Raw genomic sequence first — 12,519 nt, forward strand, 5'->3', positions numbered from 1 at the left:
TATTCGAGGGCTTGGGTAGGAAGCGCAGAATAAGCCCTGAGAGTTGGTTAAACAAGCGACATAAGGTCTTAACTTTAGGTCGCTTGTGCTTCATTTAATGGTTAATTAGAAATAATTTCTATAATCTTTTTACTATATTCAGTAGGGTTAAGCGTGTCATCGTTGCAAAAAACTATTGCGGATAGTTGCTTGTCAGGGATGCGTTGATAGTGCGTTGCTACACCTAGCCAGCCACCGCCGTGGGAAAAAACTTTACCGTTGTCTTTTTCTTCAACCCCTTGCCCGTTTGCATACAAAGAGCCTCTTGTTAAATGTTGGCTATTAGGCGTATTAAAATGCTTAAGTAAAGCATGCGGCTGTTTGCCTAAAGTAGGGCTATAAAAATAGTGATCCCATAGCAGCATATCCTCAATATTTGTATGTAAGCCACCATCGCCGACCCAAAATAAATTGGTCATATTTGTAAAGTATTCACCACTTTTGTTTTTACTGTACCCACTGGCTCTATTAGCGACTATCTCAGTGCTATCATCACTAAAAAAGGTATGCTTCATACCAAGAGGTTTAAATATACGTTTATCGGAATATGTTCTTAATGATTCCCCTGAAACTTTTTCGACCAGCATCGAAAGTAAAAAATACGCGTAGTTGCTATATTCCCATTGTTGATCGGGTGCTCTTCTTAATGGCACTGTTTTTACATAATCGTAAAACTCTTTAATACTCAGGTAATCTTGATTGCCAAGCCTAAATGGCCCTCCCGCGGAAGAGCGTAAATCCATTGCCTTTTCATCTGTTAGGTCATCCACAAAGTCGTAATCACCCATGCCCGAGAAATGCCCAAGCATCGAGTTAATTGTTACTTTGTTTTTATAATCACGTAATTCGGGCAAGTGTTCACGAATGTCGTCCTCTAATTTTATTTTTCCTTCATCAGCCAAAAGTAATACGGCCATCGCTGTGAATTGTTTTGATACAGAGGCGATACGATGAATATGATTGCCATCTAAAGGTACATTTAGTTCAAGGTTTGCTGACCCATATCCAGCTTGATGTATGAGCTCTCCTTGTTTAATAGCGCCAACGGTACAACCAGGGATATTGTCAGATATATCACTAAAAAGTGCGTCTATTTGTTCAGCATATGAAGGTTGAGTTTGAGCGAATACGCTATTTGAAGATACCAATAAAGCTAAGTGAACAACTGTTCTTTTAATCATATTATTCCTTAATATTATATTTTTATTATTTACTCAATTAATTAAAATTGAACGATCTATCAGCACAAAGGCGAGTATTTTGATTCTATGCATTAAGAGGTAAAGCGATATAAAGTAATTGCTACTTGTTAATGTGTAATAAAAAAGTAGGAAAAACATCCAAAGAATATTTGTTTCTTCTTCAATCTTCAACCTCAAAATGATTAGGGGTGGTTTTATTCTAAGGGGCTATAAATAGGGTTGTGCTGAGGCTGCCTTAGACATCATGCCAATCCGTATTCTGAAAAAGTGATACTGGGTGCAATAAGGGCGGAAGCAATCGTATGCTGGGCATTAGTGGGTAATATTAAAATCTAAAAACAGGTAATTATAGGCTAAAGTTAGCCAATTCTTCGTTTTGTAATATTCGAAGCACCGGCTATAAAAACTTAGTATTAATTTAGTTTTACTGGGCCGTTGATATTATCAATGCTTAAATCGCCTGAGCCAGCTTCAATAATAGTTAGGCCTTTACTGTCATTGACGCGAATACTGCCTGAGCCGTCTTCAATCGTGACTAGGCCATTAACGTGTTCAACATAAATGTCGCCAGATTCATCTTCAATTGTGATGTAATTGCCTAGAGTTTTGGCATTAATACTGCCAGAGTTATCGTCAATATCGACACTGCCGGTGATGTTGGTCAGGGTGATATCGCCAGAGTCATCTTCGATAACCAGGTTACCACGTACATCTCGAATATTGATGCTGCCTGAGTCGTCACTGATTTCAATATTACCGGTGATATTCTGCAAATCGAGATCCCCAGAATCATCATCAATCGTAACATTGTGCCCTTGATTAATAGTGATGCTGCCTGAGTCATCGTCTATTTCGATATTGCCTTGCACACTAGCTATATTAATATCGCCAGAGTCATCATCTATATCAAGGTTAAATGCACTTGGTACAGTCACAACTAAATCGATACTTGGCGAATTACCTTGGTATACAACCATGCCTGTTGGGTTGTAGTCTTTTGCAATTAATACTGCTTTGTTGCCTACTTGTTCTAGAGTGAGTGTGTAAGCGTCATCTATCTTTGCTGTATAAATAGTCGCATCTACGGTGATTTCAGTGGCGGTGCTTGAGCCAATTATTTGCAATGACCCCGATTCAGCATCAATAGAAAGTTGCTGTAACTGCGCTGCTGACAGTGAGAGTTGTTGTTGCTGTTGTACATTGGAGCCTGAGGTTGAAATATGCACAATACAGCCACTGAGCAATAATAGGCTAGCGGCAATAGGAAGGGTTTTAGTTAGCGAAGACAGACGTTTGTTGATCATTATATTGGTTCTCATTTTTTTAATTAGATTTACAGCTTATGATTTTAATAGCAAAAATAAAGCCAAAGTTTAACAAGCTGTTTTTATTAGTTTTAATTTTTCATTGCTGATAAGCATAACGAAGAATTGGTCAAATGGACTAAATTCGAGTGGTTATTAATATTGTGGGGTCGATAGAGAAGGCTTATAAGCCACTTCAACAAAGGTTAAAGTGGCTTAGATGATTATTTTAGATATTACAAATACTTATTATTGCTAGGTTTGGAGTGGCTTGAGAGTAGTAAATAGTTGTGTTTGCACCAGTTGTATTACTCACAGTATCCTCAGTGACCGTTACCTCATAAATTGCGCTGCTAGGAAGTGCAATATTCAAGGTGGCATCTAGGTAGGTGCCATTACTTTTTGGCAATACCAAAGATTTTGTTTCGTCAAACTGAAACTCAAAGCTGCTTGAAGTTAAAATAGTATCAACCATTTTAAAGCGTAAATTTACTGTATCAGGACCAGTAAACTCTGGGCATACGAATACAGATACTTCAACATCTTGCACTATCGGTAAGCTTGATTGGCCTAAATTTAAGGTAAAGTCATTTTGTGTAATTGCTACCGACTTATATTCGCCGCTTGCTAACCTTTCATCTGCAATTGTAATTGTGGTTTTTGCGCCTTCTTCTAACGCTGTTACTGTATCAAACACGCCGCTTGCATCCGTTGTATGCTCTACTCCATTAATTAGCAACTTAGCATTAGCTATACCTATTTTTTGGGTATCAGTAATTTGCCCTTTTACAGTACCTGTAAGTATTGCTGTGTCTGTTGCTGAGGTGATGAAAAGCATATTTTTCGAATTACCATCAGCATCCTCAATAACAATAGCGCTGCTGTAGATGCCAGCAATATCAGGTGTAAATTGTGTGGTGCTTTGATCTGTAGTTGTTAAAGCTGCATTTGAACCATCAGGCTTAATAAGTACCCAAGTAAAATTAAGCGCGGTACCTTCTGGATCGTAACTTTGGCTAACATCAAACGTAACGGGGTTGCCAACAACAGCTATGCGGGTTTGCAGTCCTTCAAAAATAAGCACTGGCGGCGCATTTTGATTAACAGTGATGGTAATAGTTTGCGTATCAGAGTATTTAGCGCCATCGTTGGTACGTAGCGAAACAACAAACTCTCCCGCCATTGATGCTTTAAATAAAGGCTTAGCAACATCGGTGTTAGAAAGCGTAGCACGACCTATCGGTGATACAATTTCCCACTCATAGGTAAGGTCTTTGCCTTCAGGGTCTGTACTTTGTGAGCCATCAAGTTGAATTTCCTCATCGACTAAAATAGATGGTACATCACTAATAATGGCTGTTGGTTTTTCATTAGCTTGCGCGTGTAACACGGTTGTAGCTTGCTCAGAGCTAAGTTGTCCATCTGATACGATTAATGTGATCACATAATCACCTTCAATATCAGCGCTAAGCGAAGGTGTTGCTGTTGTGTGCTGGATTAGTTGCGCGATACTGTTTTCTGGTTTGCCTTGTAATTTCCAAAGGTAGCTTAAAGGTTGCCCTTCAGGATCGTTACACTGCGCGCACTGTAGCGTGACTAAGTCATTTAACATGATGCTTCTTTCAGCTACAAGCTGCGCAATTGGGGCTTGATTAGTCGCCTCTACCGCTAACGTTACTGAGGCTGTACTTGCTTCACCGTGTTGATCTTTAACTGTTAATGAAAGCGTGTACTGGCCAAGTACTGAGGAAGAGAATCCAGCTGTGTGGGTTAAGTTATCCGTTAGTGCTGGGTTGCTATTGGCAGGTTGTGAGGTAATGGCCCATAAATAGCTCAGGGTATCACCTTGATCTGGGTCGCTACTTTGCGTGCCATCAAGTGTGGCTATGCTGTTAGGTGCGATGGTTTTATTTTGCACTTTAATAACAGCTTGAGGAGCTGAATTATCATCGAGCGGTTCGCTTTGTATCAATACCTCATTACTTGCTGTTTCGCCTAATGAATTAGTAATTGTTAGCTTTACTGCATAACTCCCACTTTTATCTGCAATGAATTGACTTTTAACGCTATTATTGTTTTCTATTGTTGCACTACTGCTAAGTGGTTTGGTATTAAATTGCCATTTGTATTGATTGATCACACCGTTTGAGGTGCTGCTTAGTGCGCCATCTAATAAAACTACATCACCTTGTTTTACTGTTTGAGGCTGTCCTGCTTTGGCTATTAATTGCGTGGGAGCGGTTTTAATTTCAATTAATTTATCAACCGGTGTGCTCGAAAGCTTGCCATCATTGACGATTAAAGTGAGCTTATAGCTTTGTGCTTCAGTTACGGATATTTCGACTTTACTTTGATTGTTTACAGCAATGGCAAATTCAGTTTGTTCGTCAACACTGGTTAAGCGCCATTGGTAAGTTAAAGTATCGTTCTCAGGGTCGCTACTGTTTGTGCCACTAAATATGAGTGTTGTATTTACACGCATTTCACCTGCCGGGGCATTAATCATGGCGGTTGGTTTGGTGTTTGTTGGTGCTGTTTTACCTGGGTTTGTATTGCCTGTCGGTGAACCGGAGCCGCCGCCACATGCAGTGAGTGTAAATGCCAAAGCACACGGAATTAAGATCTTCCACGTCATATCAATTTCCTTATCGGTAATATTGTTGTGTAAATTTATTTTAAGGATGTGGGGTGGATATAATTATTATGGGGTAAGTAATTACATTGTTCATGCAGGAATGAAATCCAATTTCCATACTATTTATATCCGTTAAATATAGTTTAAAGTAATTATTCAAAACTGGTATTTAATATGTACCTAAAAATACAAGTAAGCAAGTGGATTGCGTTAATTAACTGTATTTTTTTTCGTCACAAAAAACTTAACACAACTAGGTTATAGTAATTGTTGTTTTTTTTAGGAATAAATGATTTGGCGTTGATTAGTGTTTTTTGATTTAAAATCAAAAGGTTTAGTTTTATGGTTCGGTGTATAAATATAGAAAATTGTTGGTGCGAGCACAGCAAATAAAAGGCCAAGCAAACAGCTTGACCTTATTTTTTGCGTTATAAAAAGAGGTTACTCTGGCGCTACATCAAGTGTCGTGAATAACGAATAGCGTACGCTATCAATGCCTTTTTCAGTCGATTCTTCACTGATACTGGCTTCAATTAGGTATAAGCCAGGGTGTTGCCACGTTGCGCTAAAAAATCCCTCTTTATCGGTGGTTATTTTTACTTCATTACGTTCGTTACGATAGCGTGTATCGCCTTTTAAGATTGCGAGTTCTACGTTAGCCGCAGGTTTTCCTGCTTTTAATAGTTGAAAACGCGCTTGTTCACCAACAAATAAATCATTAGGGTGCGTTGGACCACTTATTTCTAAACCTTTACCGAGCAGAGCAGGTTTTGATGTACCGTTACGACTTACAAAGGTATCAACGGTAGAGATTGCTTTCGTTGTTTTGATATCGGTTGCATCGGCTGGAATATCCTTGCTGTCTTTACCAGCAAATACACGACGACGGTCGCCATCTTTATTCTTATAGAATGTCATTAAGCGTGGTTTTTGAGTCATGGCAATGTGGTAAGTCCCTTCGCCATCAAGCTTCACAGCTGCTGAGTTTTTGCGCTTTAGGTAATAAGCACGAATTTTGTCACTAACAGGTTTACCGTCAGGGCCAATCGCCATAATTAAGTTATCGTCATATTCAGCGCCTTTTTCTTTTGGACGATATGCTTTATCTGGTGCAAAAATTTCATTTGAAATACTCGCATCTACCATTACGTAATGCGCTTTATCGCCTGATAAAGAGGTGTGCGATGGCACTAACCATTGTGCATGTGCGCTGGCGTAGCTTGATGCAAGAGCAGTGAAAGTAAGTGCACCAATTAGCGCGCTTTTAAGTAAATTGATTTTCATAATCTTTCCTTATTTAAATTGTTGTAGCTGCTTTGCTTACGTATTACTTAGCAATAATAGTGACGAAACTTTGTGAATATTCATTAGTACCATCAATGGTTATTTTGCCATCTTTTGTTAGATCGATTGCAACGCGGGTATAATCACGGCCGCCTTCTTCACGAACAACTTCTAGGTTTAGCAAGTATTTACCTGGTTTAACTGCATTGTTAGCCAAATCTTTGCCGTGCCAATTAATGGTGTAAGTGCCGGGGCGTTTTGTAGCGCCTGTTATGCCGTCAAAGTTGGCGTCGCTTTTACCAGCTTTACGCCACCATTGACGTAAATCTTTAAACCATTCTGCTTTTTCTACCCACAATGCGAGTGTTGTTACATGCTTTCGTTCAGGGGTTTCTAACCAAACAGCCACATAAGGGCGGTGGTATGGCTGTACGTCTAAATCAGGTAGAGTTATTTCAATTTCAAGCTCAGCCTGCGCAGCAGTAACATGAGGTAGAAACAAAGCCGCTGTAAATAAGATTACGGCGCTAATTAAGGTGTTAAGTTTTTGCATTAAGACACTCCTTTTAGTTGCGGTACCCAGCATAAATAAATGACGGCAGGTGTTGCGACCCCAAGCACTGTTAGCCATATTCCTACTAAGCGTTTTTTTCTATTTTGAAATAAAATAATCATTCCAGTGATGGAAAATAAGATCATCAATACCGCTGAGATATCAATAACCCAGCTCCACGCCTCGCCGGTGTGGCGACCTTTGTGTAAATCACCTATTAGGCTTAAAATTCCACCCGTTTGGTATTCTAAGTTCAATTCGCCACTGGTAAAGTCGAGCTCAGCAAAGGCAAAACCTGCGGGGAGAGGGTAGTCGAGCATGACTAATGCATCTTCTTTTTCCCACTCGATACTCTTCACTTTTGTTAACCCATATTGCGCTGCTAGATAGGCTTCTATCTCAGGGTATAAAGCAGGTAAGGTTGTTAAATTTTGCTGTGCTTTGTCGAGTAAATCCGTGGGAATTGGCGTATTTAATTGCCCATCACTTTTATCGCCTTCGAGCCAATCAACATGGTTAAGCACAATGCCGCTGACACAAAATAGAATAAGTAAAAATAGCAACGCTGTAGATAGATAAATATGTAACGCACGGCTAGTGCTGTATAAGGTTCGTTTATTTATTAACGGCATAAATAATTAAGTAGTTAAGGCAATATTATCTACATGGTAATGATTTGCATTAGCTATCACAACATTATTTACGAACTTTACACTGTTTACTAGGATAGTGATTAAAAATCCATCTAGAGGCTTATCAAATCCAAGGAAGTAAGATGTTATAATGATAGAGATAATATTCTAGAGGCTTAGTGATGAAGTATTATTTACTAGTAGCATGTGCTTTATTTATACCTGCAGTGGCCGCCAAACCATTGATGCAGCTATGCCTAGAGGCAAAAGATTTTTCGCCTTATGTTTTAGGGCAAAATATAGAGAAAAGACCCACAGGCAGTATTATTGATAATATTAATGCCGCCGCTAAACACGCCAATTTAAAAGTACAATACCAACGTAGCTCATGGTTAAAATGTCAGCAAAATGTAAGCCAAAATAAGTCCCAAGGATTATTTTCAATGGCGCGCACAGATGAGCGAGCGCGCGAGTATCAATTTCCACCTGTTGCAGCCTATTTAGCCAAAGCTAGCTACCCGCTGATTGTTAAAAAAGGCGGTGTATTTGATCGGGATCATTTAGTCACTCCTTTGGTAAATAAGCAGGGACTTAACGAATTATTATATCGAGCTAATATGCGTTTTGGGTTATCAGCACCTTTTGGCTATTTATCATATGAGTCATTCCAACAAGCGGGCTTACTTGCTGATTCACAGCTCACGCTTGAACGTGGCTTGCAATTGGTCGCTGTAGATAAGTTAGATGGGTACATTTTTGAGCGTGAGGTTGCTCAGCATTACATCCAAAAATTGAATTTAACTGAGCAACTGACAATAACTAAACACAACATGATGGAAATAAAATTGTATCTACCAATTAATAAAGTGTTTTATCAGGAAAACACGCAGCAGGTAGAGTTATTTTGGCAATATTTGGCACAGGCTGCTAGCGAACTATAAAGCGGCACTGAAGAAGCATGCCAAGCTAACTATGCAGTGCCGATGTGGGTTTACTATAAAATTACACTGAAGTTGCTTGATGTATAAAAACAGTTAATACGACAGCATGAATTAGCATTGCAATTGAAGCGGCTAATATTTTAACTTGTTGTTGTGATATTTGTTTTTCTTTGGGTTGACTTGGGCGGGATGGTCGAGACAATAAGTAAATCATGACTGACGACTCAATTACGGCAACCATGTAGAGAACCCAACCCGATGGTGATGACATAGCCAATAAGACGAAGCCACACAACATGCCAATACCTGCAAACCATTTGGCCTTTATAGGCACAACTTTATGTTCTTGCCAATGGCGCAGTGTTGCGCCATATCTTGGATGATTAAGTAACCATGCCGTAAGTTTAGGTGATGAGCGTGTAAAGCAAGCCAGCGCCAAGATAAAGAAAATAGTGGTGGGCATAACGGGTAAAACAATCCCAATGATCCCCAGCCCAACTAGGGCTAAGCCGAGAAGTTGGTATCCAGCATTTTTATACGCGACTAACGTTACCTTTAAGCTCATGAATAGACGTGTGCCTGATATAGTTGAAAGCGGCTGAACGCTTGACGAGCACCGTTGATAAGTGCCTGCTCTTGTTTATCGCTTAGCTCAATGTTATCTATTAATTGTACTAGATGACGCCACGCACTACCACGCCCAGCACCTGGTCCTGCTAAGTAGCGAGCAGCAAAGTCTCCGTTATATTGTAGACGAACTTGCACTTGTTTTCCTAACATTGCTGCGCCTACTTTTGAGCCTTCAACAACATATAACCAACCAAGTGCGGTTGCCAAATCTGTAGTGTTATCAACTAAAGGATTGAGTGTAATAGTTGGCAATTTACGCCTTAAATCAATAAAGTCTTGCTCTAATAAACTTAAGCGACGACGTGCTACCAAGTCATCAATATGTTCACTTAATTCACTGTGTTCATATAAAGCCGCTACATCTTTTAAAAAGTGATATTGCAATGATAAAAACTGCACGTAGTTATCTACGCTAGCGAATGGGTCTTTTTCCATAATACTTTTATCGATATTGTCATGTAAATCAGCGGTGTGTTGGCGAAGTTTTAGTGCCCTAGATGGAGCGCTTACTGCTGTCATTGTTTGATTCCTTAATGGGATTGACGGTTTATAAATATTTATTTGGAAATGTGAAGTACAAAGTGGCGGCTAACTAGCCGCCATCATTGGGTTATAGCTTGATCTCGAGGCCGATTGTGATAGTGCGTCCTGGCTCAGGCATAGCAACAATTGAGCCTGATGACACTGTGTATCTATCAGTTAGATTAGTGATAGTGGTATAGCCACTAAATGTGTTGTTAAATTTATAATTAGCAAAAAAATCAAGCTGGTAGCTAGCAGGAATTTTGCTGATAGCTTTTGCGCCAGTTCCACTTAAGAATCCAGCTGGGTGGTGTTTTTCGGAGTGCCCTTTATAAGTAAAGCCGATATCGAAGCGATTATTGATAAATGACGTACCAACCGTGGCGACGATGTTTCTTTTTGGTGGAATACGAAGAGGCGTTAAGCTGCCCGAAAAACCTTGATTGTTACAGTTATTAACCCCTTCAATACCTGCAATGAGCGCTGAACATATTTTGATATTTGTGTAATTGGTGTATGAAATAGTACTGTAAAATAAATCGCTTTTATAATTAAGGTTAAGTTCAATACCCGGTAATTCAAAGCTGTCGTAGTTGGTAAAGGTATATTTTACTTGCCATGGTTGAGCATTAGGATCTTTGTTTGGCAATTGCGCTGTTGCCAACATGTTTTCAATTCGGGTATCAAAATAGTTAGCTGATAGCGTTAGGCTATCACCCTTAATTAACGTGTCACTAAAGTGGCTTTCAATTCCTAGCTCAAACGTGTTGCTGTTTTCGGGCGTGACAGGGTAGTCAGGCGAATATGAAAACACTTCATTTGAAACGGTCGTTTCGTATATGTTTGGCATGCGGTACGCTTTGCTGTACTTCGCTTTTAGTGCTGTATTATCAAATAAGCTGTAATAAAGCTGCGCTGTAAAATCTGTTTTTGGATCGAAATCTAGCGCCAGTTCACTTTGGTTATCTTTAGTCTGTGAGTCATGGTGGTTAAGGTTCACGGTTAACTCAATTGGATCTAAATCAAACTGTGCATTCACGAATAAGCTACGGATTGTTTGTTTGCCATCACGAGAGGTGGTTTTATCTCCGTAAAAGTGCTTTAGGGACCCTTCTTTAGGTTTAAGGATTTCGTTTTGTAAAGAAACGCCATACATCAATGTAGTTGGCACTGAAATGACATTAAAAGCAGAGGTATTATAAGCACCTAAGCCATGGCGCTGGTTACTGTATTCATGAAAGTATTGCAGTGCATTAGGGCCCAAATTACTGGCCAAGGCGTTATATTGTCGTAATTTTGCGTTGGTTGTCCATACGTTGACTTTCAAATCAATTAATGGATTGTTAGTTGGCAAAAAACGATAGAGTAAGTTTGCGCTATTTACGAGTGCAGACCCCGGCTGCCACTGTGGCATAGTTTCGATGCCAACAGGGATTGTGCCATATTCACCATCAGGCAGTATCCAGAAATCCCCTTCGCGTTGTTTGAACCAGTATGATGCAAGCATTTCACCCGCTTCTTGTTGGTGATGACGTGTATTTAGCTCAATATTATGTTCGTCGTTAAAAGCATACTGTATTTTTGCAAGATAAGATTCACTTTCAAAACTGGTGTTTACTACTTCACCATTTTGATTTACTGGTGGCAATCTTTGCCCCCACAGATACGTTTCAACAAAATTTTCATAACCGTGCTTACCAGCAAAGTAGTTACCAGTTTTTTTATCACTATAGGCAAGCACTGCATTTAATTGATCCGTTTTAAATGCACCCGCGAGTAGAATACCGCCATTATCAAAATCACTGGTGCTATTGTGGTTACGGACCTGATAATACAGCTGCTGGTTGGCATCATCACTGACGGTTGGTGTGTGATTATTGTTGTATGTTTTGAGCTTTATTAATGCGCCAGCATCGGCGTTAGGCTTTAGAATATCACTCGTATTTAAGGTGGTAATATTAACCGTTCCGCCAATAGCACCAGCACTAAATGCAGCGCCTTTAATGGCCGAACCTTTCTCTACAGCAACAGTGCTGATCAGGTCTGAATCGATATAAGTGCGATCTGAAGTGCCCATATAGCCGCGATTGGTATGGGTTGATTGCAAGCTACCATCAATAAAAATGGGTACCCGACCTTCGCCTTGCACACCACGAATACCTATATCTAATGCGCCAGCTTCATTGCGTAAATTATTAGCATCAATACCGGTAAATGTTGAAAATATGTCTGAATTAGAGCTCCCTTTGTTGCGGTCAAGCTCATGGCGATTGAGGTTTATTTTATCGCCATTGATCACGATTACTTCAATATTTTGATCGTCTGTTATTGTCGTTTTTTCATTGATCTGGGTCTTACTTAAATCAGGTGTTTGAGATGATGTATCAGCCGCGATATCGGCTTTGATGATAATGGTGTTATCTATAATTTGCGCGTTAATGCCTGTATTTTGCAATGTATGTGATAACGCATCATGAATTGTTCTTTGGCCATACACTGCAGGTGCTTGTAAATTTCGCAAAATAGCGGCATCAGCAATTAGGCTCATATCTGCTTGCTTTGCTAATTGATTGAGTGCCTGACTTAATGGCTGCTGCGCAATATTGAAGGTTACAATAGTTGATGAGCTTTGAGCCATTGTTGGTAGGCTCAAAGCAAGTCCCAATGCGAAGGCAAGCGGGGTTAACTTAGCATGGTAAGGCTGGTATTTTGGCATTGTAATCGTTCCATATAAAACAAATTGGTTTATATGAAAACGAATGATAATGAGAATCCCT

At 39.7% G+C, this 12,519-nt stretch carries 9 protein-coding genes and 1 pseudogene; 1 reads left to right on the top strand and 9 read right to left on the bottom strand.

The genetic code is table 11. The annotated features are described in order from the left end of the window. Positions 1 to 101: 101 nt before the first annotated feature. The 6 genes from A7967_RS09045 to A7967_RS09070 all read right to left on the bottom strand — a co-directional run bounded on the left by A7967_RS09045 (position 102) and on the right by A7967_RS09070 (position 7,649). Positions 102 to 1,220 carry a serine hydrolase domain-containing protein gene (locus A7967_RS09045; RefSeq protein ID WP_054205832.1) on the bottom strand — a complete coding sequence of 373 codons (1,119 nt, stop codon included), beginning with the start codon at positions 1,218 to 1,220 and terminating at the stop codon, positions 102 to 104. 434 nt (positions 1,221 to 1,654) lie between these two features. Next, on the bottom strand, positions 1,655 to 2,545 hold the full coding sequence (locus A7967_RS09050; RefSeq protein ID WP_054205833.1) for a DUF4097 family beta strand repeat-containing protein: 891 nt from the start codon (positions 2,543 to 2,545) through the stop codon (positions 1,655 to 1,657). A gap of 229 nt (positions 2,546 to 2,774) precedes the next feature. Beyond that, positions 2,775 to 5,180, bottom strand: a complete 2,406-nt coding sequence (locus A7967_RS09055) for a PKD domain-containing protein (protein WP_054205834.1) — start codon at positions 5,178 to 5,180, stop codon at positions 2,775 to 2,777. A 441-nt stretch (positions 5,181 to 5,621) separates the two neighbouring features. Further along, on the bottom strand, positions 5,622 to 6,464 hold the full coding sequence (locus A7967_RS09060) for a DUF4198 domain-containing protein (protein WP_054205835.1): 843 nt from the start codon (positions 6,462 to 6,464) through the stop codon (positions 5,622 to 5,624). 43 nt (positions 6,465 to 6,507) lie between these two features. Further along, entirely contained in the window at positions 6,508 to 7,017 is a 510-nt protein-coding gene (locus A7967_RS09065) for a DUF2271 domain-containing protein (RefSeq protein ID WP_054205836.1), read from the bottom strand. After that, on the bottom strand, positions 7,017 to 7,649 hold the full coding sequence (locus tag A7967_RS09070) for a PepSY-associated TM helix domain-containing protein (RefSeq protein ID WP_054205837.1): 633 nt from the start codon (positions 7,647 to 7,649) through the stop codon (positions 7,017 to 7,019). The genes A7967_RS09065 and A7967_RS09070 overlap by 1 nt, the downstream gene beginning before the upstream one ends. Positions 7,650 to 7,831: 182 nt before the next feature. Here A7967_RS09070 and A7967_RS09075 point away from each other — a divergent pair, with 182 nt between their 5' ends. Beyond that, positions 7,832 to 8,590: a transporter substrate-binding domain-containing protein gene (locus A7967_RS09075; RefSeq protein ID WP_054205838.1), complete on the top strand. Its 759-nt coding sequence runs from the start codon at positions 7,832 to 7,834 to the stop codon at positions 8,588 to 8,590. A gap of 181 nt (positions 8,591 to 8,771) precedes the next feature. On the opposite strand, the pseudogene A7967_RS09080 reads toward A7967_RS09075, so the two are convergent. The 3 genes and pseudogenes from A7967_RS09080 to A7967_RS09090 all read right to left on the bottom strand — a co-directional run. Next, positions 8,772 to 9,155: pseudogene (locus A7967_RS09080) on the bottom strand (YbaN family protein); the annotation flags it as partial. After that, on the bottom strand, positions 9,152 to 9,739 hold the full coding sequence (locus A7967_RS09085) for a biliverdin-producing heme oxygenase (protein ID WP_054205839.1): 588 nt from the start codon (positions 9,737 to 9,739) through the stop codon (positions 9,152 to 9,154). The pseudogene A7967_RS09080 and the gene A7967_RS09085, both read right to left, overlap by 4 nt. A 91-nt stretch (positions 9,740 to 9,830) precedes the next feature. Further along, entirely contained in the window at positions 9,831 to 12,458 is a 2,628-nt protein-coding gene (locus A7967_RS09090; RefSeq protein ID WP_054205840.1) for a TonB-dependent receptor, read from the bottom strand. Positions 12,459 to 12,519 lie beyond the last annotated feature (61 nt).

This window comes from Pseudoalteromonas neustonica (assembly GCF_001653135.1).
In the GTDB taxonomy this organism is placed as follows: Bacteria; Pseudomonadota; Gammaproteobacteria; order Enterobacterales; family Alteromonadaceae; genus Pseudoalteromonas; species Pseudoalteromonas neustonica.